The organism is uncultured Polaribacter sp., assembly GCF_947497125.1.
Classification (GTDB): domain Bacteria; phylum Bacteroidota; class Bacteroidia; order Flavobacteriales; family Flavobacteriaceae; genus Polaribacter.
In genome coordinates this window covers 203,445-228,106 of the sequence record NZ_CANMFI010000006.1, presented here as the reverse complement: position 1 = coordinate 228,106, position 24,662 = coordinate 203,445, and the positions used below count along the sequence as shown (strand labels likewise).

The 24,662-nt window shown below is 31.9% G+C and carries 20 protein-coding genes and 1 tRNA gene; 16 read left to right on the top strand and 5 right to left on the bottom strand.

Going from position 1 to position 24,662, the window contains the following annotated elements:
• Nucleotides 1–250 precede the first annotated feature (250 nt).
• The 9 genes from thrS to Q0678_RS10355 all read left to right on the top strand — a co-directional run bounded on the left by thrS (nt 251) and on the right by Q0678_RS10355 (nt 11,717).
• The gene (thrS, locus tag Q0678_RS10395; RefSeq protein ID WP_299057560.1) at nt 251–2,191 is read left to right on the top strand and encodes a threonine--tRNA ligase; all 1,941 of its coding nucleotides are present in this window, start codon (nt 251–253) and stop codon (nt 2,189–2,191) included.
• Between the two features lie 110 nt (nt 2,192–2,301).
• Nucleotides 2,302–2,820: a translation initiation factor IF-3 gene (gene infC / locus Q0678_RS10390; RefSeq protein WP_299057568.1), complete on the top strand. Its 519-nt coding sequence runs from the start codon at nt 2,302–2,304 to the stop codon at nt 2,818–2,820.
• 125 nt (nt 2,821–2,945) lie between these two features.
• Nucleotides 2,946–3,143 carry a 50S ribosomal protein L35 gene (gene rpmI / locus Q0678_RS10385; protein ID WP_242178236.1) on the top strand — a complete coding sequence of 66 codons (198 nt, stop codon included), beginning with the start codon at nt 2,946–2,948 and terminating at the stop codon, nt 3,141–3,143.
• A 93-nt stretch (nt 3,144–3,236) separates the two neighbouring features.
• Nucleotides 3,237–3,581, top strand: coding sequence for a 50S ribosomal protein L20 (gene rplT / locus Q0678_RS10380; RefSeq protein ID WP_299057551.1), 345 nt, complete (start codon nt 3,237–3,239; stop codon nt 3,579–3,581).
• Between the two features lie 80 nt (nt 3,582–3,661).
• Nucleotides 3,662–4,243 (top strand): hypothetical protein, encoded by a 582-nt coding sequence (locus Q0678_RS10375; protein ID WP_299057549.1) that lies wholly within the window; start codon nt 3,662–3,664, stop codon nt 4,241–4,243.
• Between the two features lie 222 nt (nt 4,244–4,465).
• Nucleotides 4,466–5,863: a glycogen synthase gene (locus Q0678_RS10370; protein ID WP_299057547.1), complete on the top strand. Its 1,398-nt coding sequence runs from the start codon at nt 4,466–4,468 to the stop codon at nt 5,861–5,863.
• Nucleotides 5,864–5,865: 2 nt separating this feature from the next.
• Complete coding sequence (locus tag Q0678_RS10365) at nt 5,866–7,128, top strand: glucose-1-phosphate adenylyltransferase (protein ID WP_299057545.1); 1,263 nt, start codon at nt 5,866–5,868, stop codon at nt 7,126–7,128.
• Between the two features lie 24 nt (nt 7,129–7,152).
• Nucleotides 7,153–9,054 carry a 1,4-alpha-glucan branching protein GlgB gene (gene glgB / locus Q0678_RS10360; protein ID WP_299057543.1) on the top strand — a complete coding sequence of 634 codons (1,902 nt, stop codon included), beginning with the start codon at nt 7,153–7,155 and terminating at the stop codon, nt 9,052–9,054.
• Between the two features lie 260 nt (nt 9,055–9,314).
• Entirely contained in the window at nt 9,315–11,717 is a 2,403-nt protein-coding gene (locus tag Q0678_RS10355) for a glycoside hydrolase family 31 protein (RefSeq protein ID WP_299057541.1), read from the top strand.
• A 68-nt stretch (nt 11,718–11,785) separates the two neighbouring features.
• On the opposite strand, the gene prfA is transcribed toward Q0678_RS10355, so the two are convergent.
• Nucleotides 11,786–12,862, bottom strand: a complete 1,077-nt coding sequence (prfA, locus tag Q0678_RS10350) for a peptide chain release factor 1 (protein WP_299057538.1) — start codon at nt 12,860–12,862, stop codon at nt 11,786–11,788.
• Nucleotides 12,863–13,029: 167 nt separating this feature from the next.
• Here prfA and Q0678_RS10345 point away from each other — a divergent pair, with 167 nt between their 5' ends.
• Nucleotides 13,030–13,728, top strand: a complete 699-nt coding sequence (locus Q0678_RS10345; RefSeq protein WP_299057537.1) for an SIMPL domain-containing protein — start codon at nt 13,030–13,032, stop codon at nt 13,726–13,728.
• A 165-nt stretch (nt 13,729–13,893) separates the two neighbouring features.
• Nucleotides 13,894–14,496, top strand: coding sequence for an MCP four helix bundle domain-containing protein (locus tag Q0678_RS10340; RefSeq protein WP_299057535.1), 603 nt, complete (start codon nt 13,894–13,896; stop codon nt 14,494–14,496).
• A gap of 45 nt (nt 14,497–14,541) precedes the next feature.
• Here Q0678_RS10340 and Q0678_RS10335 read toward each other — a convergent pair whose 3' ends face one another.
• Nucleotides 14,542–15,738, bottom strand: a complete 1,197-nt coding sequence (locus Q0678_RS10335) for an AIR synthase related protein (protein WP_299057533.1) — start codon at nt 15,736–15,738, stop codon at nt 14,542–14,544.
• A 183-nt stretch (nt 15,739–15,921) separates the two neighbouring features.
• On the opposite strand from Q0678_RS10335, the gene Q0678_RS10330 reads away from it, so the two are divergent.
• Nucleotides 15,922–16,656 (top strand): hypothetical protein, encoded by a 735-nt coding sequence (locus tag Q0678_RS10330; protein WP_299057531.1) that lies wholly within the window; start codon nt 15,922–15,924, stop codon nt 16,654–16,656.
• A 69-nt stretch (nt 16,657–16,725) separates the two neighbouring features.
• Here Q0678_RS10330 and Q0678_RS10325 read toward each other — a convergent pair whose 3' ends face one another.
• A complete protein-coding gene (locus tag Q0678_RS10325) occupies nt 16,726–18,909 on the bottom strand; it encodes a glutamine synthetase III (protein ID WP_299057529.1) in 2,184 nt (727 codons plus the stop codon).
• A gap of 166 nt (nt 18,910–19,075) precedes the next feature.
• On the opposite strand from Q0678_RS10325, the gene Q0678_RS10320 reads away from it, so the two are divergent.
• Complete coding sequence (locus Q0678_RS10320; protein WP_299057526.1) at nt 19,076–20,095, top strand: glutamine synthetase beta-grasp domain-containing protein; 1,020 nt, start codon at nt 19,076–19,078, stop codon at nt 20,093–20,095.
• Nucleotides 20,096–20,150: 55 nt separating this feature from the next.
• Here Q0678_RS10320 and Q0678_RS10315 read toward each other — a convergent pair whose 3' ends face one another.
• Entirely contained in the window at nt 20,151–21,110 is a 960-nt protein-coding gene (locus Q0678_RS10315) for a calcium/sodium antiporter (RefSeq protein WP_299057523.1), read from the bottom strand.
• 158 nt (nt 21,111–21,268) lie between these two features.
• On the opposite strand from Q0678_RS10315, the gene Q0678_RS10310 reads away from it, so the two are divergent.
• The 3 genes from Q0678_RS10310 (at nt 21,269) to Q0678_RS10300 (ending at nt 21,796) form a co-directional block, all read left to right on the top strand.
• Nucleotides 21,269–21,421, top strand: a complete 153-nt coding sequence (locus tag Q0678_RS10310; protein WP_299057521.1) for an SsrA-binding protein — start codon at nt 21,269–21,271, stop codon at nt 21,419–21,421.
• A 12-nt stretch (nt 21,422–21,433) separates the two neighbouring features.
• Entirely contained in the window at nt 21,434–21,664 is a 231-nt protein-coding gene (locus tag Q0678_RS10305) for a DUF2007 domain-containing protein (protein WP_299057519.1), read from the top strand.
• A 58-nt stretch (nt 21,665–21,722) separates the two neighbouring features.
• A tRNA-Arg gene (locus Q0678_RS10300) sits at nt 21,723–21,796 on the top strand.
• 62 nt (nt 21,797–21,858) lie between these two features.
• Here the strand turns inward: Q0678_RS10300 and Q0678_RS10295 are convergent.
• Nucleotides 21,859–24,630, bottom strand: coding sequence for a carboxypeptidase-like regulatory domain-containing protein (locus Q0678_RS10295; protein ID WP_299057517.1), 2,772 nt, complete (start codon nt 24,628–24,630; stop codon nt 21,859–21,861).
• Between the last annotated feature and the right edge of the window lie 32 nt (nt 24,631–24,662).

Here is a 24,662-nt window from a genome sequence, read left to right as displayed (position 1 = left end):
AAGGATTGAAACGGCATCCTTTTTTTTGTAATTATAACCTGCTAAATGGAAATACATCCCTAAAACAAACTATAAATATTATCTGATAACTTACAAATCCAACAAAAAAAAGATACAGTGGAAAGCCTGACGCAACCTTTTTTGGGGGCGGAACTCTAAAAAAAATACTACGTTATAATAAGTACATATATATATTGTAGGAATTATTGTTTTCTAATATCTTTGTGCTTCTAAAATTAGATTGATTTAAATGATTAAAATTACTTTACCAGACGGAACTATTAAAGAGTTTGAGAAAAATTGCACACCAATGGAGGTTGCAAAGAGTATTAGTGAGGGCTTTGCTAGAAATGTAATTTCGGCAAATTTTAATGGCACAACCATAGAAACCACTACTCCACTTACAACCGATGGTTCTTTAATTTTATATACATTTAATGATGAAGGCGGTAAGAAAGCTTTCTGGCATTCATCTGCCCATGTATTGGCTGAAGCTATTTTAAGTTTTTACCCAAAAGCTAAGTTAACTATTGGGCCTGCTATTGAAAATGGTTTCTATTATGATGTAGATTTAGGTGAAGGTGTTATTTCTGATAAAGATTTTGCAGCTATTGAAAAGAAATTTTTAGAAATAGCTAGAGGAAAACACAAGTTTTCTATTAGAGCCGTTTCTAAAGCAGATGCTTTGTCTTTATATAAGGAACAACAAAACGAATATAAAGTTGAGTTGATTGAAAACTTGACCGATGGTGATATTACCTTTTGTGACCATAGCAATTTTACAGACTTATGTAGAGGAGGCCATATACCAAACACGGGAATTATTAAAGCAATAAAGGTGATGAGTGTTGCCGGTGCTTATTGGCGTGGTGATGAAAAAAACAATCAATTAACACGTGTGTATGGTATTAGTTTTCCGAAACAGAAAATGCTTACAGAGTATTTAGAGTTGTTGGAAGAGGCTAAAAAGAGAGATCACAGGAAATTAGGGAAAGAGTTAGAATTATTTACTTTTTCTCAGAAAGTTGGTGCTGGTTTGCCTTTATGGTTGCCAAAAGGAGCTGCGCTTCGTGCACGTCTTGAAGATTTTTTGAAAGCTGCACAGAAAAAAGCAGGATATGAAATGGTGATGACACCGCATATTGGGCAAAAGGAACTATATGTTACTTCTGGACATTATGAAAAATATGGTGCAGATAGTTTTCAGGCCATAAAAACACCTAAAATGGATGAGGAGTTTTTATTAAAGCCGATGAACTGTCCACATCACTGTGAAGTTTATAATTTTAAACCATACTCATATAAAGACTTACCAAAACGTTTTGCAGAATTTGGAACAGTATATAGGTACGAACAAAGTGGAGAACTACATGGATTGACTCGTGTAAGAGGGTTTACCCAAGATGATGCGCATATATTTTGTACACCAGAGCAATTAGACCAAGAATTTAAAGAAGTGATAGACTTAGTACTATATGTTTTTGGTTCTTTAGGTTTTGAAGACTTTACTGCACAGGTTTCTATAAGAGATATGGAAAACCTAGATAAATATATAGGAGATGCCGAAACTTGGGAGATTGCAGAGCAAGCTATTATAAATGCAGCTACAGACAAAGGCTTAAATTTTATTATTGAAGAAGGTGAAGCAGCATTTTATGGCCCTAAATTAGACTTTATGGTTAAAGATGCTTTGGGCAGAAGCTGGCAATTAGGTACCATACAAGTAGATTATAACTTACCTAAACGTTTCGATTTAACTTATACTGGTTCAGATAACCAAGCACACAGACCAGTAATGATTCATAGAGCACCATTTGGTTCTATGGAACGATTTATTGCAGTATTGTTAGAACATACCGGAGGAAATTTCCCTCTTTGGCTTACTCCAGATCAAGTTATCTTATTGCCAATCAGTGATAAATATCAAAAATATAGCGAAAAAGTTTTAGAATCGTTAGAAAATTCCGAAATTCGCGCCCTCGTAGACAGTCGAAGTGAAAAAACTGGACGTAAAATACGAGACGCAGAAGTTAGCAAAGTACCATTTATGGTGATTGTTGGCGAAAAAGAAGAACAAGACGGCACCGTTTCTGTAAGAAAACATGGAGAAGGAGATCTTGGTACTTTTACAATTGAAGAATTTATTTCTTTAATTAAAACAGAAGAAAGTAAAACATTGAAGAAATTTTAATTAATTTTGACAAATAATAGATAGGTCGCTGAAAAACAGCGAAACATTAATTTTTAAATTTACACGTCATAGCAATTCGTAGAAGCAGGTCGAGAAGACCGTTAAGAGTAATCAAAGAAGATCAGCATAGGATTAATGAAAAAATAAAATATGTTGACGAAGTTCGTCTTGTGGGCGAAAATATAGAAGTTGGTGTATATCCTTTAGAAAAAGCTAAAGAATTGGCCAAAGAGCAGGAATTGGATTTAGTAGAAATTTCACCAAAAGCAAAACCACCTGTTTGTAAAATTATTGATTACAAGAAGTTCTTGTATGAACAAAAGAAAAGAGAAAAATCTTTAAAATCGAAAGCTACCAAAGTAACGATTAAAGAGATACGTTTCGGACCTCAAACAGATGAGCACGATTACGAATTTAAAAAGAAGCATGCTGTAAAGTTTTTACAAGAAGGAGCTAAATTAAAAGCTTTTGTATTCTTTAAAGGACGTTCTATCATCTTTAAAGAACAAGGACAAATTTTATTATTAAAATTAGCCCAAGAACTAGAAGAGTATGGTAAAGTAGAACAATTACCAAAATTAGAGGGTAAACGTATGATTATGTTTATTGCCCCTAAAAAAGTAAAGTAATAAACGTTTTAAGGTTTAAAAGTTCTTCAGGTTTAAAAGTCTAGTTTATACACTACTTTAAAACACATTATAAACTTTTATACTTTTTAACTCACAATAATAAGCAAGATAAAAACGAAGGAGAGATGCCTAAAATGAAAACAAAATCTAGCGCCAAAAAACGATTTAAAGTTACTGGTACTGGAAAAATCAAAAGAAAGCACGCGTTTAAAAGTCACATCTTAACAAAGAAGTCTAAAAAACGTAAATTAAAGTTAACTCATGATGGTTTAGTACATAAGTCTGATGAGTCTAACATTAAACAACAATTAAACTTAAAGTAAGTTTAATAAGGGAATTTAATTATTAACCATGGAGTTAGGCAAAAATAAAAAGTATTCTTAAACGAATCGCCTACTACAAAAAACATTGAAATTATGCCAAGATCAGTAAATTCAGTAGCCTCAAGAAAAAGAAGAAAAAAAATCTTGAAGGCAGCAAAAGGTTACTTCGGACGTAGAAAAAACGTTTACACAGTAGCAAAAAATGCGGTTGAAAAAGGTATGCTTTATGCATATAGAGACCGTAAAAATAACAAAAGAAACTTTCGTTCTTTATGGATTGTACGTATTAACGCTGCAGCTCGTTTACACGGAATGTCTTATTCTCAGTTTATGGGGAAAGTAAAAACCAACAATATCGAATTAAACCGTAAGGTTTTAGCAGATTTAGCGGTTAACAACCCAGAAGCTTTTAAGGCAGTTGTAGAGAAAATAAAATAATTAACAATACTTGCTTATTTAAAAAACCCAAACTTTTTAGTTTGGGTTTTTTTTATTAATTTACACGTCATAAAAAATAAATGATGAGAGCTCCTTTAATTACTTTACTACTTTTATTAACCACTGCTACTTTTTTCTCACAAGAAACTTTGGAACCTGTAAATACAATAGAAAATCAGTTTGATGAGATTTACAAAAAATCTTCTAGTTACCAGACTTATAAAGTAATCAGTAAAGATAAATTTAACAAATTAAAGGCCAATATTTTAGATAGCTTAGAGCGATTAGAGGCTACTATCGCTAAAAAGGAACTTTTATTAGTTACAGCTAATAATACTGAAACAGCACTTAAGGACGATTTAAATGAAACAAAGAAAGCCTTAGAAACTGCTATTAAAAAAGAAAATACAATTTCGTTTTTTGGAATCCCCCTTAGCAAACTAGCCTATAATTTTTTAATGTGGATACTTGTTATTATCTTAATTGCGGGCATGAGCTACTTTGTGTTTAAATATCTTAGAAGTAATATTTTAACAAAAAAGGCTCAAAATGATTTGTCTGCAGTTAATGAAGAATATGAAGAAAGTAGAAAAAAAGGGTTAGAAAGAGAGCAAAAACTGAGAAGGCAACTTCAAGATGAGATTATGAAACATCAAAAATAAAGTAAAAACTTAAAGCCCAAAAAAATATTTTTGGGCTTTATTTTTATAAAATAAAATCAATAAGAAAAGGAATTCATAATTAAAGACCTCAATTATTTTAATTAGATACATAATCTTTAATCATTTTTAGATATTACTAATTAAGTAGCAATTCCAAAAAAGTACCGTTCAACTTCAAAAATATTTTGTAAATTGAGATACTAATCAATTCATTTTATTCTTTTGAAAGTATTACATATAAGTGCAGAATGTTTTCCTATTGCAAAAGTTGGAGGTTTGGCAGACGTTGTTGGCGCTTTGCCGAAATACCAAAACAACTTAAAAACTACGAGTAGTGTTGTAATGCCTTTTTACAACAACAGGTTTACCAAGCAGCATACCTTTACTGAGGTTTATAAAAACACCATTGCTCTTGGGCATCAATATTTTCAATTTAACATACTTAAATTGGTTGACAGTTCTTTGGGGTTTGAATTGTACTGTGTAGATATTAAAGAACTCCTATTTACAGAAAATGTATATACAAATGACGATACGGATCGTTTTTTAGCGTTTCAAATTGCAACGCTAGATTGGATACTAAGTGGTCATGAATACCCAGATATTTTACATCTGCACGATTACCATACAGGCTTAATTCCTTTTATGGTTTCTAGGTGCTACAAATACAAACCTTTAAGCAATATACCTACTGTCTTAACCATACACAATGCACAATACCAAGGTTGGTTTTCTCATGATAAAGTAAATTTACTACCTCCATTTAATTTTGAAGATGTTGGTTTGTTAGACTGGGACAATACAGTGAACCCACTTGCAGCTGCCATAAAATGTGCCTGGAGAGTAACTACTGTCTCGCCATCATACATGATAGAGTTAAAACAAAATGCAAACGGTCTAGAAAATTTACTACTTCATGAAAGCGCAAAATGTGTAGGAATTCTTAATGGTATTGATACCGCAGTTTGGGATCCGGAAACCGATAAAAGACTCTTGAAAAACTACAGTTCTACAACCGTAATTTCTGGTAAAAAAGAACATAAAAAATGGCTTTGCAATAAATTTAATTTAGATGTAAAAAAACCACTCTACACCTTTATTGGTAGATTGGTTGGTGAAAAGGGTGCAGATTTATTCGCAGAAATTTTTAAAGAAGCACTTTCACACAAAGACATCTCTATCCTTCTATTAGGTTCTGGAAATCCAGATACAGAAAAAGAAATAACCTCAATTAAAGACCCTAACTTTAACACCTATATTGGTTACAATGAAGATTTAGCGCATAAAATATATGCAGGTTCAGATTTTCTGTTGATGCCATCTCGTGTAGAACCTTGTGGATTAAACCAAATGTATGCACTTCGCTACGGAACAGTACCCATCGTAAACGCTATTGGAGGGTTAAAAGACACCATAATTGATATTGATAATAACGGTTTTGGCTTGTTACATGATGGGGTAACCACAGCTAATGTAAACGCAGCAATACGAAGAGCTTCAGAATTTTATTCGGAAACTAAAAAATTTAGAAGCAATTTAAAAACCATAATGGCAATTGATAATTCTTGGAACAATTCTGCCAAAACATACGTTAACTTATATAAATCTTTAAAAAAATAATTATGATAAATGACAAAGTGCTTGGTATTATTTTAGGTGGCGGACAAGGTTCTAGATTGTATCCTTTAACCGCAGATAGGTCTAAACCTGCGGTGCCAATTGCCGGTAAATATCGATTGGTAGACATTCCTATTTCTAATTGTATCAATTCTGATATTAAAAGAATGTATGTGTTAACGCAATTCAACTCTGCTTCTTTAAATAAACATATCAAAAACACATATCATTTTAGTTTTTTTAGCGCTGCTTTTGTAGATGTTTTGGCTGCAGAACAAACCATGAAAAGTGACAAATGGTTTCAAGGAACAGCAGATGCTGTAAGGCAAAGCATGCATCATTTTTTACAACATGATTTTGAATATGCACTTATATTGTCTGGAGACCAGTTGTACAATATGGATTTTAATGACATGATCTCGAAACACGAACAAAGTGGCGCCAAAATTTCGATAGCCACCTATCCAGTGAATGCAAAAGATGCTACCTCTTTTGGTATTTTAAAAACTGATAAAAACAATACCATTACTTCTTTTATAGAAAAACCTAAAAAAGAATTATTACCAGATTGGACATCCAATGTAAGCCAAGAAATGAAAAATGCTGACAGAAATTACCTTGCCTCTATGGGAATTTACATTTTTAATAGAGATTTATTGGTAGAGTTGATGAGCAATCCTGACACAATAGATTTTGGTAAAGAAATTATACCACAAGCTATTGGCAAACATAAAACCATGAGTTATCCTTACGAAGGTTATTGGACAGACATCGGTAACATAGATTCTTTCTTTGAAGCAAATATAGGACTGACAGATGAACTGCCTAAATTTAATTTATATGATGAAAATCGTGTGTATACTAGAGCCCGTATTTTACCAACCTCTAAAATTGCAAATACTACTTTAAATAAAACCATTATTGCAGATGGCTGTATTATTAATGCCGAAAAAATAGAAAAATCTGTCATTGGTATTCGTTCTAGAATTGGTAAAAATAGTGTGGTAACCAACACCTATATGATGGGTAATGATTTTTACGAATCTTTAGAAGACATTCAAAATAAAAAGATAGAAAACCTAGTTGGTATTGGAGACAATTGTACTATAAACAACTGCATCATCGATAAAAATTGTAGAATTGGTGATGGCACTGTCATTAACGGTGGTATGCATTTAAAAAATATAGAAACAGATACATACCAAGTAAAAGAAGGTATTGTTATTATTAAAAAAGGTGCTACTATTCCAAAAGGAACTCGTATTTAAAACACATCAATCTAAACAAAAAACATGTCTAAAGTTATAGCACACAGTCTCTTTTCAGATTTTGACATCAGTCTTTTTAAGGCTGGTAAACATTATAAATTATTCGAAAAATTTGGTGCTCATATAATAACCAAAGATGGCATACTGGGTACATATTTTGCTGTTTGGGCTCCTAACGCACAAAAAGTAGCTGTTATAGGAGATTTTAATTATTGGAATACAACACAACACTTGTTAAATGTAAGATGGGATTCTAGCGGTATTTGGGAAGGTTTTATTCCTTTTGTGAATAAAGGAAACCTATATAAATACAAAATTACAAGTAGTACAGGTAGCGAAGAAAAAGCAGATCCGTATGCAAGAAGGGCTGAGCATCCGCCAAAAACGGCCTCTGTTGTTTGGGAGGACAACTATGGTTGGAAAGACAAAAATTGGATGAAAAACAGAAAAAAGCACAACTCTTTAGAGGCGCCTTTTTCTGTGTATGAAGTTCATTTAGGTTCTTGGAAAAAACAATTAGAAGAAAATAGGTTTTTAAGTTATGTAGAATTGGCAGACGATCTAGTAACCTATGTAAAAGAAATGAATTTTACGCATGTAGAGTTTATGCCAATTATGGAATACCCATATGACCCAAGTTGGGGTTATCAATTAACCGGTTATTTTGCACCTACGGCTCGTTTTGGATATCCTGATGAGTTTAAATTTTTAGTGGATAAATTTCATGAAAATAACATCGGAGTTCTCTTAGATTGGGTACCTTCTCATTTTCCTTCTGATGCCCACGGATTGGGGAATTTTGATGGTTCTTGCCTTTATGAACATCCAGATCCAAGAAAAGGATACCATCAAGATTGGAAAAGCTTAATCTTTAATTATGGAAGAAATGAGGTAAAATCTTTTTTAATAAGCAATGCCATCTTTTGGCTACAAGAATACCATGCAGACGGCCTAAGAGTTGATGCTGTGGCATCGATGTTGTTTTTAGATTATTCTAGAAAAGATGGTGAATGGGAACCAAATCAATTTGGTGGAAGAGAAAACTTAGAAGTCATCTCTTTTTTAAAAGAAATGAACGAGGCGGTTTACAAAAACTTTCCAGATGTACAAACCATTGCAGAAGAATCTACATCTTTCCCAATGGTATCTAGCCCAGTATTTCTTGGAGGATTAGGTTTTGGCATGAAATGGATGATGGGTTGGATGCACGATACTTTAGACTACTTTGCCAAAGAACCAATTTACAGAAAACACCATCAAAATGAATTAACCTTTAGTTTAAACTATGCATTTACAGAAAATTTTATGCTTCCTCTTTCTCATGATGAAGTAGTGTATGGTAAAAAATCTATTGTAGAAAAAATGCCTGGTGATGAGTGGCAAAAATTTGCAAACCTTAGATTGCTATATTGCTTTATGTTTACACACCCGGGTGCAAAGTTATTGTTTCAAGGAGATGAATTTGGGCAAACGAGCGAATGGAACTTTAACAGTAGTTTAGACTGGCATTTACTTGAGTATGATGTACACAAAGGCGCTCAAAATATTGTAAAAGAGTTAAATAAATTATACAAAAAAGAGCCTGCTTTGCATGAAAAACAATTTTCTTCTGATGGTTTTGAATGGATAGATCATGGAGATCATGAAAACTCTGTCATTAGCTTTCTTAGAAAAGGCAAAACAGCAACAGAAAATATTATTATTGTTTTAAACCTTACGCCAATACCAAGAGAAATTTATAGAATTGGTTTGCCTAAAAATGGTACTTTAAAAGAAATTTTTAATAGCGATGAAATACAATACAACGGAACAGACAATTTTAAAAACACGACTGTTGTCTCTGAAACAATAGATTGGAATCTAAGAGAACATTCGGTAGTATTAAAACTTCCACCTTTAGGTATGATCGCTTTAAAATACAGTTAAACTAGATTTAATGTCGGTATTAAATTCGTAATAAAGAAAGTTTTTTTTTAATACTCCGTAATAAAAATGGGCATTTTTAGAAGTATAAAAAATAGTACTGCTTTTTTAATAAATATCTCACTATTGCACTAGTTTCTAAATAAATAAAGAATAATTTCGTTTAAAGTTAGACGAATACGTTATCGTAAAAAAAGGCGATTTCAGAATAGTAACCTACAAACTTTTACGATTTTTACACCTCCTAAATAAACAGTTTATATATGATTGTTAATACAGAATTAGAACAAAAAGGAAATCTTTTTCCTTCAAAAATAAAAAGCTACAAAAAAGATGTAGACACCTTATATTTTACAACCGAAAACAATGTAATACTTCAACTTACCGTTGTTAGAGATAGTGTTATTCGTTTTAGGTATTGTACTACAGGTAAATTTGAAAAAGACTTTTCTTATGGCGTAACAATACACGCTAGCAGAGGCTATAATTTTTTAAATATCTCTGAAAACGACACTCATTATACCATTACAACTTCAAAATTAATTTGCACAGTAGAAAGAAGTAGTTTGCAAGTTAAAATTTATGATGCCATTGACAACAAGTTAATTAATGAAGATGAAATTGGTTTTCATTGGGAAGAAAGTTATGAATTTGGTGGAGACATTGTGAAAATGAGTAAAACTTGCCAAAAGGCAGAAAGTTTTTATGGCTTAGGAGACAAACCTGTTGATGTTAATTTAAAAGGAAAACGCTTCGAAAACTGGGCTACAGACTCTTATGCTTTTGGTAAAAACACAGACCCTATTTACAAAGCAATTCCGTTTTACACAGCATTGCAAGACAATAAAGCGTATGGTATTTTCTTTGACAACACCTTTAAAACTCATTTCGATTTTGCAAACGAACGAAGAAATGTAACCAGTTTCTGGGCGCAAGGTGGCGAAATGAATTACTATTTTATCTACGGTCCTAAAATGGAAGATGTAGTTGCTAACTATACAGATTTAACAGGAAAACCACATGCGTTACCGCCATTATGGGCTTTAGGATTTCATCAATGTAAATGGAGTTACTACCCAGAAGCAAATGTGAAAGCGGTTACAAATACATTTAGAGACTTAAAAATACCTTGCGATGCTATTTATTTAGACATCGATTATATGGATGGTTTTAGATGTTTTACTTGGGATAAAAATCATTTTCCGGATCCTAAAAGAATGGTAAAAGAGCTAGAAGATGATGGTTTTAAAACAGTGGTTATTATAGACCCGGGAATTAAAATTGATTTAGAATACAATGTTTTTAAAGAAGCATTAGACAAAGACTATTTCTGTAAACGAGCAGACGGCCCCTATATGAAAGGAAAGGTATGGCCAGGAGAATGTTATTTTCCTGATTACACAAAACCAGAAGTTAGAGAATGGTGGTCTGGCTTATTTAAAGAATTAATAGAAGAAATTGGAGTAAAAGGTGTTTGGAATGACATGAATGAACCTGCTGTAATGGATGTACCAAACAAATCTTTTCCGGATGATGTTAGACACGATTATGATGGCAACCCATGCTCTCATAGAAAAGCACATAACATTTATGGTACTCAAATGGCACGTGCAACGTACCATGGTTTAAAAAAATATGCCTATCCAAAAAGACCTTTTGTAATTACAAGATCTGCCTATTCTGGGGCGCAAAGATATACGTCTACTTGGATGGGAGACAACGTTGCAACTTGGGAACATTTGGCAATTGCCAACAACCAAGCGCAAAGAATGGCCATGTCTGGATTTTCTTTTGCTGGTTCTGATATTGGTGGGTTTGCAGAACAACCACAAGGCGAATTATTTGCTAGATGGATTCAATTAGGCGTTTTTCATGCGTTTTGTAGAGTACATTCTTCCGGAGATCACGGAGACCAAGAGCCTTGGGTCTTTGGAGATGAAATTACAGATATTGTAAGAAAGTTTGTAGAATTAAGATACCAACTACTTCCTTATTTATACACCGCTTTCTGGGAATACATTACAGACGGCACACCTATTTTAAAATCTTTGGTTTTGTATGACCAAGAAGATCATCAAACACATTATCGAAGTGATGAGTTTGTGTATGGAAATAAAATATTAGTATGTCCTATTCAAGAACCAAACGCAAAAGGAAGAAGAATGTACATTCCTAGAGGTAAATGGTATAATTTCTGGACTAATGAGCAGATAGAAGGTGGTAAAGAAGTTTGGGTAGATGCAGATATTGATAGCATGCCAATTTTTATCAAAGAAGGAGCTGTCATTCCAAAATACCCTGTTCAACAATATGTTGGTGAAAAAGATTTTGATGAAATTACGTTAGATGTTTATTACAAAGATGGTAAAGAAATCTCTAAATTATATGATGATGCACATGATGGGTATGATTATAAAAAAGGAAGATTTAGCTTGCGAAGCTTTAAAACTACGGGTAAAAACAACGAATTTATTTTACAACAACACAAACGTGGAGATTTTAATGCAGATTACACTAAATTTAAAATTGTGTTTTATAATTTACCTTTTCAAGTAACTTCTGTACAATTAGATAATGTAGAAATATCCATAGATTCTTTTAATAAAGAGACAAGTACAATTACTTTAGACAAAGAATTTACAGAATTGCATTTATTTGGAGAATAAATGTCACTAAAACTAGCGCATAAAAAAACCTCAGAAAATTCTGAGGTTTTATTTTTTAATAAGAAATTTTAAATACCGTCTCCTAAAGTTTTTAATTTCTCTGTATTTTCTGCTAGCATCAATTCGTCAATAATTTTCTGAATATCACCATTCATAATATTTGGCAAATCATATAAAGACAAACCAATTCTGTGGTCTGTTACTCTACCCTGTGCATAATTATACGTTCTAATTTTTGCACTTCTATCACCAGAAGAAACCATAGAACCTCTTTTTAAAGCATCTTCTGCTTGTTTTTTAGCCAACTCCATATCGTACAAACGAGAACGCAATACTTTAAATGCTTTTTCTTTATTCTTGTGTTGCGATTTTTGATCTTGACACTGTGCTACCAAACCAGTAGGAATGTGAGTTAAACGAACAGCAGAATAGGTTGTGTTTACAGACTGACCACCAGGACCTGAAGAACAGAAAAAATCGATTCTTACATCTTTTGGATTAATTTCTACATCAAATTCTTCTGCCTCTGGAAACACCATACAAGTAGCTGCTGATGTATGCACACGACCTTGAGTTTCTGTTTGTGGTACTCTTTGCACACGATGCACACCTGCTTCAAATTTTAAAATTCCATATACATCTGCACCTGTAACTTCAAACTGAATTTCTTTAAATCCGCCATTGGTTCCTTCAGAGTAATCTACGGTAGACACTTTCCATCCTTTGCTTTCACAATATTTAGAATACATTCTAAACAGATCTCCTGCAAAAATACTTGCTTCATCTCCACCAGTTCCTGCACGCAATTCTACCACCGCGTTTTTAGAATCTTCAGGGTCTTTAGGAATTAATAAAAACTTTATTTCGTCTTCTAATTGCGGAATTCTAGTATTGGCTTCTTCTAACTGCATTTTTGCCATTTCTGTCATTTCTGCATCAGAACCGTCTGCAATTATTTCTTTAGCTTCTTCTATATTTTCTGTAAGTTGCTGGTATTCATCACCTTTTTTCACAACATCACCCAAATCTTTATATTCCTTCATTAATTGCGCATAACGCTTCTGATCCATGATAATTTCTGGTTGAATAATCAAATCAGAAACCTCATCATAACGTTGCTTAACAATTCTTATTTTTTCTATCATCTTCTAGACTTTTCTTGGAATGCGAATTTACAATTTTATTCGGAAAATTTCATATTTCATTTTAGTATCTTAAAATACATCAACACAAAAACAGCAAACTTAAAAACACTTATAAATTTGGTACTACTTTTGATATAGTAGTATCAAACAATTAAAAACCAACTGTTATGAAAAAAATCACATGGATTGCCTTATTATTTTTTACCGCTTTTTCTTTTGCACAAAACAAAACATTTTTAGATGTTTCTTATATGGAAATGAGTGCAAGCGCAGATTCTTTAGTTTCACCTGACCGAATATACCTATCTATTTTTATCAACGAATTAGATGAAAAAAACAAAATTTCTGTAGAAGAATTAGAAGCCAAAATGATGAATGAACTAAAAGCATTACAAATAGATACCAAAAAACAACTAACCTTATCTGATTTAGGGAGTAATTTTAAAAAATACTTTCTAAAGAAAAAAGACGTCATAAAAAATAAAAAGTACAGTTTACAGCTCTTTGATACTCAAACTGCAGGTAAAGTTATTGTTGCTTTAGAAGAAGTAGGTATCTCTAATGTACACATCGAAAAAACCGAATATTCTAAAATTGAGGCCTTACAATTAGCACTTAGAACGAAAGCCATGCAACGTGCCAAAATACAAGCCGAGGCTTTATTAAAACCTTTGAATCAAAAAATAAAAGGAGCAATACATATTACAGAAAATAACTCGAGCGGATATTTATATAGCAGAAATGCTGATGTGCATGAAGTAATGGTAATGAGTAAAAGTTTAAAAGAAGAATACCAAGCACCAGACATTGAATTTAAACCAATTAATGTAAAAGCATTTGTGTTTGTAAAATTTGCAATAGAATAAACAGAAACTATTAACTCTAGACATTCAACTTGTGTAAATTAGGTTGAAATACAAGTGTCGAAAATGATAAATAATTCTTATATCTACGCTAATAAAATTGATATTACAGTTTAAAAATTGATGTAATTATTCTTTATATTTGTGAGAGATCGTTAAAATAAGACTATGAAGATATTTAATAAAATAAAGTGGATTTTAGGAATTTTAATTATTTTTGGACTAATAGTAGCAACAAATCTAATTGATAGAGCAAATTTTATTCGAGTTAAAGATTCTGCTGTTACAATCTACGAAGATAGACTTGTTGCAAAAGATTTAATTTTAAAATTATCTAACGCTATTCATACTAAAGAACTAGCAATCGCTAAACAGAATACAGCCTTCTTTTTAGATAAAAACATTAAAACAAATACCGAAATTGATACTTATCTTATAGGATTTGAAAATACCAAGTTAACAAAAGAGGAAGAAGCTGTTTTTGTACAATTTAAACAGCATCTATTGCAACTAAAAAAAGCTGAAACCATTTACCTTAATACTTCATTTACGAATGAAGAAGCTATACAAAACGGAATACATAAACTTAAAGAGGACCTAAATAATCTGTCTAAAATTCAATTAATAGAAGGAGAAAGACAAATGTCTATAAGTAAAAAAGCCATTGATAAAATAGACTTATTTACTAGCATAGAAATTTACATTCTTATTGTATTGGCTATTATAGTTCAGGGTATTATCTTATATACTCCAAAAAAAGAAAATGTTTAAAATATGGGTTTCCTTTTTGATTTCTCAAAAATAACCTCTACGAATCTAATATTCAAAAACTCCAAACTCACTTTTAATAGTGAGTTTTTTGTTGTTCTTATGATCATTAGAATCTAAAGCCTTTACACTACCTACAATTTTAGCAGCTACATTAAAAGACTTTGAGATTGCAATAATATCTGATGCAATTTCTGGAGAAACGTAAATCTCCATTCGATGTCCACAATTAAACACCTGGTACATTTCTTTCCAATCTGTTTTAGACTGTTCTTGTATCAGCTTGAATAAAGGCGGAACCTCAAACATATTATCTTTTACAATATGTAAATTATCTACAAAATGTAATATTTTGGTTTGCGCACCACCAGAACAATGAATCATTCCGTGAACGTTATCTGCGGTATATTTCGATAGAATTTCTTTTATAATTGGCGCGTATGTTCTTGTTGGTGACAAAACTAATTTACCCGCATCAATAGGAGAATTCGCTACCTTGTCGGTTAGTTTTGTATTTCCAGAGTACACCAATTCTTCAGGAACAGCAGCATCAAAACTTTCTGGATATTTTTCTGCTAAATACTTATGAAAAACATCGTGTCTTGCAGATGTTAATCCGTTAGAGCCCATTCCACCATTGTATTCAGATTCGTAAGTTGCTTGTCCAAAAGACTCTAAACCAACAATTACATCACCAGCTTTTATGTTTGCGTTGTCTATAACATCGGTACGTTTCATTCTTGCAGTTACTGTAGAATCTACAATAATAGTTCTTACCAAATCGCCAACATCTGCAGTTTCACCTCCAGTAGAATGTATGGTAACTCCGAAACCTTTTAAGTCTTCTATCAACTCCTCTGTTCCGTTAATAATTGCTGATAAAACTTCACCAGGAATTTTAGATTTGTTTCTACCAATGGTAGAAGACAACATAATGTTATCCGTTGCACCTACACATAATAGATCATCAATATTCATAATTAACGCATCTTGTGCAATACCTTTCCATACAGAAACATCGCCAGTTTCTTTCCAATACATATATGCCAAAGAAGATTTTGTACCAGCGCCATCTGCATGCATTATCAAACAATAATCTTCATCATTTGTTAAATAATCGGGTACAATTTTACAGAATGCTTTAGGAAATAACCCTTTGTCTATGTTCTTAATAGCATTGTGTACATCTTCTTTTGATGCAGAAACGCCTCTTTGTGCGTATCGTTTTGAAACTTCTGAGCTCATGTTGTTGTGTTGAATTGCAAATTTAATCTTTTGCTTAAAAAAAACGATGAATTTTTACTTGAATATTTTAGAATTAAAAAAAAGTAGCATTACACTTCTAAAAATGGAATAAAAAAAGTAACGTTATGATATATGAAATATATTGCTATATTTGGTTTAATAATTAACTCTTAACCCTTAAAAATGAACAAACTTACTTTACTTACTTTACTTACTTTTATTAGTTTTACAATTTCTTCTCAAGTATCAGCAAAAAAATATATCGATTTTATTCCGATTCCACCTGTACAAATAAAAAATTTGGTACTAAGCACTTCTGCAAATAATAAGATTGTTAATTTGTCTACCACTCAAATGTCTTTAGACAAGCAGGCTGTTTTAAACTTTGTGCCTAATGAATCTATGGAAACTACAATTCAAAAATTTAATAATGAAGGGAATATCGAATATTACTATTCAGGTAGATCTGTAAACAAAGGAAGTTACCGGTTAATCATAGATTACAACAAATATATTATTCATAATATAGACAAAACAGGGCAAGAAGATTGCCAGGGATACGCTAAAATAGGAATAGGTTTAAGAATTATTGCCAATATTAAAGCCCTTAAAAACAACATAGACATTAGTAGTTTAGTCGCTATCGGTAATGCTGCAAAAGACGGTAATATTTCTGGTACTGTTGGCTATCAAGTTATTGGAATAGAGTCTAAAGAAATTACGGCAATTTTACCTATAAATTCTGAAATCACTTCTTCTATCAATCAAATTTTTTTACAAGCAATAGGTGTCGTAAAAGGTAAAATTTATGATGAAAAAACAAGACTTCACCCACAAATTATTGCTTTAAAACATACAGGGTGTGAAATTAACGTTGTTCTTAAAAACTTAATGGCACAATATACCGTTAACAAATAATTATGTAAATAAGAAAGCCTTTTTCATTATTTTAAAAGCACCTGTTTTTTTTAACAGGTGCTTTATTTTTTACTTTATAAATAATAACTCTCTATATTTTGTTAACGGCCACAAATTGTCATCTACCATGGTTTCTAATTGATCGCAGTGCTCTCTAATTTGATCAAAAAATGGTTGTATTTTTTGACTATAAGTTTCTGCAGACTTAAATAATACTTGCGAATTAGCTTTTGATTTCTCTGCCTCCATTTTAACTACCAATGCATTAATTTGAGTAATATGGTTCGAGATATTCATAATTAATTCTATCTGTTCTTTGGCTATATTTTTATAATCATTACCAAAAATTTCTTTTAAATTCTTTGTGTTTTCTAGTAATGTATTTTGATAAATAACAGCTGTAGGCACTACATGATTTCTTGCAATGTCTGCAATTACCCCAGCTTCTATTTGCATTTTTTTAGCATAAGTAGCCAAATCTACTTCATACCTAGCAGTAACCTCTATGCTATTCATAACTTCCATTTCTTCAAAAAGGGCAACCACTTCTTTAGAAACCTTAACTTTTAATGCATCTGGAGTTGTTGTATTGTTACTTAAGCCTCTTTTTTTAGCCTCTTTTTTCCAACTTTCGCCATAACCATCACCATCAAAACGAATATTTTTAGATTCTTTAATATATTCTCTTAGAATATTAAAAACAGCTTCGTCTTTTTTCAAGCCTTTTTCATCAATTAAAAAATCTACCTCTCTTTTAAATTCTTTTAATTGTTTAGCTACAATGGTGTTTAAAACCGTCATTGGTATTGCACAATTAGCACTTGCACCTACTGCTCTAAACTCGAATTTATTACCTGTAAAAGCAAACGGAGAAGTTCTGTTTCTATCAGTATTATCTAATAAAATTTCAGGTATTTTTCCAATAATATTTAACTTTAAATCGGTTTTTTCTTCGGGTGATAGTTTTCCTTTAGTTACATTTTCTAACTCGTCTAAAACAGCCGATAATTGACTACCTACAAAAACCGACATGATTGCGGGTGGTGCTTCATTTTTACCTAATCTACGTTCATTACTTGCAGATGATATTGAAGCTCTTAACAACTCTTCATAAGTGTTAACTGCCTTAATTGTATTTATAAAGAAGGTTAAAAACTGTAAGTTTTTCATTGGTGTTTTACCCGGACTTAATAAATTAGTGCCAGAGTCTGAAGATAAAGACCAGTTGTTGTGCTTACCAGAACCATTTATACCTGCAAATGGTTTTTCATCAAAAAGAACTTTAAATTGATGTCTGCGAGATACTTTTTGCATCACATCCATTAATAAAGAATTATGATCTACTGCTAAATTAGCTTCTTCAAAAATTGGTGCTACCTCAAACTGATTAGGCGCCACTTCATTATGCCTTGTTTTAACAGGAATCCCTAAAAGCATACATTCTTGCTCTAAGTCTTGCATAAAACTCATTGCTCTGGCAGGTATAGTACCAAAATAATGATCATCTAACTGTTGCCCTTTTGCTGGCGAGTGCCCTAAAAGGGTTTTACCTGTTAACTGTAAATCTGGTCTAGAAAGAGCCAAAGCATCATCAATTAAAAAAAACTCTTGCTCCCAACCTAGGGTTGCAATCACCTTATTTGCGTTTTTGTCAAAATACTTACAAACAGCAGTTGCATGAGTATCTATGGCTTGTAAAGCTCTTAACAAAGGTGTTTTATTATCTAAAGCTTCGCCTGTATAAGACACAAAAATAGTTGGTATACACAAGGTTGTTTCGTAAATAAATGCCGGTGAACTTGGGTCCCAAGCAGTATATCCTCTGGCTTCAAAAGTGTTTCTAATTCCGCCATTCGGAAAACTAGAGGCACCTGGCTCTTGCTGAACCAACTGCTCTCCATCAAATTTTTCCATTGCCAAACTACCATTTATAGACTCAAAAAATGCATCGTGTTTTTCTGCTGTTGCACCTGTAAGCGGCTGAAACCAATGTGTATAATGAGTTGCACCTTTAGACATTGCCCAATCTTTCATGCTGACAGCTACTTGATCTGCAATTTTTCTATCTATTTTAGTTCCGTGCTCAATTGCATTCATCACACTCTCATATGCAGCTCTTGTAAGATACTGTTGCATAGCATATTTATTAAATACATTTTGACCAAAAAGTGTAGATCTTTTTTCTTTTTGAATTACATTTTTAGGACTTCTGTGAAGAGTTTCTTGTAATGCGTTAAATCTTATCCTTGACATATTACTAAAATTTTATACTTTTTTTAAATTTAAAACAAATATACCCTTTAGATATTAGGGATAAAATTATTTTTTAATCATTTTTAATATTTTACCCCTCATTTTTTTGATATAACACTATTTTTTTTGATTTTTGTAAGCGAATCCATTCAAATAAACAATTACTATGGCAAAAATTAAATTAGAATACATTTGGTTAGACGGATATTATCCTACTCAAAACTTAAGAAGTAAAACCAAAGTTGAAGAACACGAAAACTTTAAAGGGACAATTGAAGAATTAGGACTTTGGTCTTTTGATGGTTCTTCTACTAAACAAGCTTCAGGAGGCGCTTCTGACTGTATTTTAAAGCCAGTTGCTATTTATCCAGATCCTACAAGAAGAAACGGATGGTTAGTAATGACAGAGGTAATGAATGCTGACGGTACACCACACAAATCTAACGCACGTGCTACAATAGAAGATGATGATAACGATTTCTGGTTCGGTTTTGAACAAGAATATTTTATTATGGATACTTCTACAGGTTTACCATTAGGTTTTCCTAGAGGCGGTTACCCAGCACCACAAGGTATGTACTACTGTTCTGTAGGTGGTAAAAATACTCATGGTAGAGACTTTGTTGAAAAGCATGCAGATTTATGTATAGATGCTGGTTTAAACTTTGAAGGAATTAATCAAGAAGTTGCTTCTGGACAATGGGAATACCAACTATTTGCAAAAGGAGCAAAAAAAGCTGGAGATGAAATTTGGGTTTCTAGATATTTATTAGATAGATTAACAGAAGGAAAAGGGATGTATATTGAGTACCACCCAAAACCATTAGGTAAGGATATGGATTGGAATGGTTCTGGTATGCACGCTAACTTTTCTAACTCTATTTTAAGAACTTGTGGTTCTAAAGAAAAATACGCAGAAATTTGTGAAGCTTTTAGACCATTTGTTAAAGAACATATTGAGGTTTATGGAGAGTTTAACGACCAACGTTTAACTGGTGATCACGAAACAGCATCAATCAATGATTTTTCTTGGGGTGTTTCTGATAGAGGAGCTTCAATTAGAATTCCAATTATTGCTGTAGAAAAAGGTTACAAAGGTTGGCTAGAAGACAGAAGACCTTCTTCAAACGGAGACCCATATAAAATTGCTGCAAGAATTATAAAAACAGTAAAACCAATAAAATAATTTATTTATTTTAAACTTATATTTTAAGCATCAACATTTATTGTTGATGCTTTTTTTATGCAGTTACTTTAAAAACCATATAAATAAAAAACACATATGAAATAAACAATAGCGCCCCTTTAAATCTGGTTAACACTAATTTTTTTGAAATAAATATTAGTGGTAATAAAACAATTGCAAAACCTAACATCCAAAAAATATCTCTAGATAAAATTTGAGGTTCTGTTACCGGAATTTCTTTAACAATAGCTGTAAGCCCCAATACAGAGGCAATATTAAAAATATTTGAGCCAATTAAATTTCCTAAAGAAATTGCTTTTTCTCCTTTTAAGGCTGCAATAACAGAAGCAGCCAACTCTGGCACACTTGTACCAATAGCAATCATTGTTATAGAGATAACACCTTCGCTAATTCCCATATTTAAGGCAATGTCTTTTGCACCGTCTACTAAAAAATTAGCTCCATAATAAAGAGAGGCTCCTCCTATAAGCAACCAAATAACTATTTTCAAGTATCCTACTGACGCCAAAGCATCATCAACCTCATCAGTGGCATCTTCTTGATCAGCATTTTTTCTTGCATTTTTTATCAAAACATATAAAAAAAAGAGCAAACCTATTAAAAGTAAGATTCCTTCTAATCGAGATAAAACAGCATCATTATTTAAAAAGTAATATAAAACTACCGAAAACATCATCATTACTGGCCAATTCAATTTATAAAAATCTTTACTTACCGTAATCGGACCGATAAGAGCTGTAATACCCAGTACCAAACCGATATTTGCAATATTTGAACCTATAACATTATTAATTGCTATTGCCGGAGAGCCTACTAAAGCTGCCTGTATACTAACTAAAAGCTCTGGCGCAGAAGTTGCAAAAGAAACCACTGTCATACCAATAACCATTTTAGAAATGTTTAATTTAAAAGACAATCCTATAGATGCCCTTACTAAAAACTCGCCCCCAAAAACCAATAAGGCTAGGCCAATACAAACATAAAAAATACTCATAGTTATCTATTTTTTGCGAAGATATGATTTTATATATCTAAATTATAAAAACACTACTTCTCAAAGTGCCTTAAAAGTTGATTCATGTCTAGTTCATAATTTTTTACTAGAGAAAATACCGATATTTTTTAGTAAATTTGATAGTAAATCATCGACTAATGAAAAAAAAAGTTTTTAAAACTATTGCAGCAATTAATAAATTAATACTACCTTCTTACTCTAAAAGGAAGCTAGATATTACAAAAGCCTCTAAAACGCAACTTGCAGTTATAGGCTGGCGAGCTTATGTTACACAAAACTCATTAGACTAAAAAAGAACGACTATGGAAGAAAATTACACTAAAGTATTTACAGGAACTTTGATTATTATTAGAGGACTAGAGCATATTTTAAACGAACACAATATTGTATCATTAATAAAAAACCACAATGAATCTGCTAGATTAAGTGGCTTTGGCGTTCCATCAAACTCTGTAGAGTTATTTTTATTAACAAGCGAACTTGAGAAAGCCAAGCCTATTATAGAAAGCTACAAAGAAAAAATTAATATTTAAAAAATGCATTAAGATTTTCTATTTCAAAAAAATGCTATTATATTTGCACCCGCAAAAAGGCCATGTGGCGCAACTGAATAGCGCACTTGATTACGGCTCAAGAGGTTCTAGGTTTGAATCCTAGCATGGTCACAAACAAAAAACGCATCTTAATTAAGATGCGTTTTTTTTTATACTTTCTATTTAAGTTTTTATTACAACTGATAACGAAGCCTAAAACTTATAAATCTTGGCAATATAAAACGTTCGTTTATATTAAACGATACTAAACTTTGATTAACAGAGGTTTCAGAACCTGTTGCTAATAAGTTATTACCAACCAATTCATATTCCCATTTAGCATCTTTATCTTTTCTATATGCTAATTTTGCGTTCCATATTTTAAATGAACTCTGTTTAGCACCATCTTGTCTAACTTCATTAAAAGTAAAGTCTGATGTTACTGTTACTGAGTTCCAAATATAAGCATCAAAATCTACCGAAGGCGCATGTGTAACTGTCTTTAAATCTATAGGTCTTGCACTGTTACTTTGGTCTCTAAAGAAAACATTGTAACGAAAAGTTACATTGGGTGCTTTTGTAAAATTGGTTCCTACTCGTGCATTAATTCCTTTACTAACACTCTCGTTTGTATTTTCATTAGAATTGATAAACTGATAAGTTTTACCGTACGAAAAATTTGCTCCTAAAGAGGTACTAATTTTTTTAAATCTTTTACCCACATTACCAAAAGCAGTTAAGTTTTCATTATCGAAAGGAGAATTTAAGGTAGTACTACTAGATACCACAGAACCTGGCTCGAAAATGGTATTTCTATTTACCTGATTCTGTGTTTTAGAGTAGCTAATTCTTGCAAAAGCATTGGTACCATTATAAAGGTTAAAACTACTATAGTTTAATCTTAAATTATGAGAACTTGCATTTACCAGATTTGAATTACCAGCAAAAAAAGAATTATAACTATTAGCAACAATACCTCTTGCTATCTGGTTTACATCGGTAAAATTAACTTGTTGTTTGTAACTAAATCTTAAACTTTCACTTCTTTTAAATTGGGCAATAATTTCTAATTCTGGCAAAAACTCTTCAAACTTATCTCTAAAACTTTCTGAACCATATTGGGTATTTTCAGCAACATAAGAGTGCACTGTAAATCCGGGTGTAAATGTAAAAATACCTGCTTTTAATCGATATCTTAAACCTGCATAAAGGTCTGTAAAATTATATTCTGTATCGTTGGTGGTTAGTGCATTATCAATCCCTTGAATTGTAGGAGTAGGATCTAATTGAGAACCATTGTCTAAAATTTGAAAAAACCTTGAATCAAAATTTTGCTGACTTAAAATTGTACCTCCTACAAAGTTTAAATTACTCTTATTATTTAAAATATAATAGTAATCTAGCTTTGCATCTACTTGGTTTGTTTTTACTCTTCTATCTTGCTCTAAAGTATAGTAAAGATTAGATCTATCTAACCCTAAACTTTCGGCTGCATCATCAAAACCATCTTCTAAAGCATCTAAACTAGTATCGTCTGAAGGATTATTATTGTTTGGATCGTTCTCTAATGAAGCTACATAAAAAGGATCTTCATCTTGTAATAAATGTTGAACTTCTAAAGCAAAAATATGTTTTTCACCTGCAGTATAGAAATAGCTAAAGTTTTGGTTTATCTTAAAAGGTGTTGCTCTTTCTTGCTCATTAATATCACTCAAAACAAATGAGTTTACATCATCTGTTCTAAACTCATTAGAAAAACGCCCAGTAACATCATAATTAAACTGATTGTTAAAATCCTTTTTATAAGCTGAACTAAACCTAAACAAACCGGTATTACTTGTTTGAGTTGTTTTATTATCTACAAAATCGTCTGGAGTATTAGGATCTACATAATTGATAGAATTAATGTTTCTTTGTCCGTTACTATTGCTAGACCAAATTAAAAACCCACTTAAATCTAATTTTTTATTTGGTGAATAACTAAAATTAAGAGCCGTTAATTTTGTTTCTATTTTATTAGCATTTCTAGCTCCGGCACTTAAAAAACCAATACCAGCATCTGCAATATTAATATTGGTACCATTTGACGGACTTTGACTTTGAAAACTACCCCCAAAACTTCTTAAATCTCTTCTGCTCAATACCACATCGCCAATATTATTTACATCACCAATAACATTGATTGTGTACTTTGGAGTGTAATAAAATAATTTTGGCTGAAAAAGATACAATCCCTCATCTGGTGATGTTCCAGCGCCAGCAGTAACATCACCAAACCAGAAATTCTTTTTTCCTTCTTTTAGTTTGATGTTTATTGCTACTCTATCTTGATTGTTTTGCACACCACTTAACTGGCTTACATTTGAGTAATTTCTTAAAACCTGAATTTTATCAACAGCATTCGATGGAATGTTTTTAGTTGCTAACTTACTATCTCCACTAAAAAACTCTTTACCATCTACCATTATTTTTTCAACAGCCTTACCTTCTACTTCTATTTGACCTTGATCATTAATTTCTACACCAGGCAACTTTTTTAAAACATCTTCTAGCTTTCTTTCAGAACCATTTTTAAAAGAATCTGCATTGTAAATAATAGTATCTCCTTTAACTGTAACTGGCATTTTAGAGACTATTTCAATACCGTCTAACATCTTATTTTCTGTCATTGTAAAGGCAGCACTCATGTTTTTAGCCCCAGTGTTTACAAAAGCACTAATATCATCATAACCAATATAGCTTATCTTAATATTGTATGTTGTATTAGTATTTAAGCTAAGTTTAAAATTCCCTTTTGCATCGGTAAAACCATAAGAGGTAATTTTTTTTGCTACAGTATCTATTGCAATTACGTTTGCCATTTCTAAAGAAACACCCAAAGAATCTTTAACGACTCCTTTGTATTCAATTTGAGCAGAAAGAGCCGCAGAAATTAAAAAAAGAACGATTACTAATTTATTTTTCATAGTTTATTATTGATTTTTTTATAAAATAAGGA

Excerpts from the sequence above, each read along its gene's own strand:
- Q0678_RS10345 (WP_299057537.1), top strand. The coding sequence starts at position 13,030 with ATGAAAAAAATCACATGGATTGCCTTATTATTTTTTACCGCTTTTTCT.
- rpmI (WP_242178236.1), top strand. The coding sequence starts at position 2,946 with ATGCCTAAAATGAAAACAAAATCTAGCGCCAAAAAACGATTTAAAGTT.
- Q0678_RS10305 (WP_299057519.1), top strand. The coding sequence starts at position 21,434 with ATGGAAGAAAATTACACTAAAGTATTTACAGGAACTTTGATTATTATT.
- glgB (WP_299057543.1), top strand. The coding sequence starts at position 7,153 with ATGTCTAAAGTTATAGCACACAGTCTCTTTTCAGATTTTGACATCAGT.
- Q0678_RS10355 (WP_299057541.1), top strand. The coding sequence starts at position 9,315 with ATGATTGTTAATACAGAATTAGAACAAAAAGGAAATCTTTTTCCTTCA.
- Q0678_RS10340 (WP_299057535.1), top strand. The coding sequence starts at position 13,894 with ATGAAGATATTTAATAAAATAAAGTGGATTTTAGGAATTTTAATTATT.
- Q0678_RS10365 (WP_299057545.1), top strand. The coding sequence starts at position 5,866 with ATGATAAATGACAAAGTGCTTGGTATTATTTTAGGTGGCGGACAAGGT.
- Q0678_RS10320 (WP_299057526.1), top strand. The coding sequence starts at position 19,076 with ATGGCAAAAATTAAATTAGAATACATTTGGTTAGACGGATATTATCCT.
- Q0678_RS10315 (WP_299057523.1), bottom strand. The coding sequence starts at position 21,110 with ATGAGTATTTTTTATGTTTGTATTGGCCTAGCCTTATTGGTTTTTGGG.
- Q0678_RS10325 (WP_299057529.1), bottom strand. The coding sequence starts at position 18,909 with ATGTCAAGGATAAGATTTAACGCATTACAAGAAACTCTTCACAGAAGT.
- thrS (WP_299057560.1), top strand. The coding sequence starts at position 251 with ATGATTAAAATTACTTTACCAGACGGAACTATTAAAGAGTTTGAGAAA.
- rplT (WP_299057551.1), top strand. The coding sequence starts at position 3,237 with ATGCCAAGATCAGTAAATTCAGTAGCCTCAAGAAAAAGAAGAAAAAAA.
- Q0678_RS10330 (WP_299057531.1), top strand. The coding sequence starts at position 15,922 with ATGAACAAACTTACTTTACTTACTTTACTTACTTTTATTAGTTTTACA.
- Q0678_RS10310 (WP_299057521.1), top strand. The coding sequence starts at position 21,269 with ATGAAAAAAAAAGTTTTTAAAACTATTGCAGCAATTAATAAATTAATA.
- prfA (WP_299057538.1), bottom strand. The coding sequence starts at position 12,862 with ATGATAGAAAAAATAAGAATTGTTAAGCAACGTTATGATGAGGTTTCT.
- Q0678_RS10335 (WP_299057533.1), bottom strand. The coding sequence starts at position 15,738 with ATGAGCTCAGAAGTTTCAAAACGATACGCACAAAGAGGCGTTTCTGCA.
- Q0678_RS10375 (WP_299057549.1), top strand. The coding sequence starts at position 3,662 with ATGATGAGAGCTCCTTTAATTACTTTACTACTTTTATTAACCACTGCT.
- Q0678_RS10295 (WP_299057517.1), bottom strand. The coding sequence starts at position 24,630 with ATGAAAAATAAATTAGTAATCGTTCTTTTTTTAATTTCTGCGGCTCTT.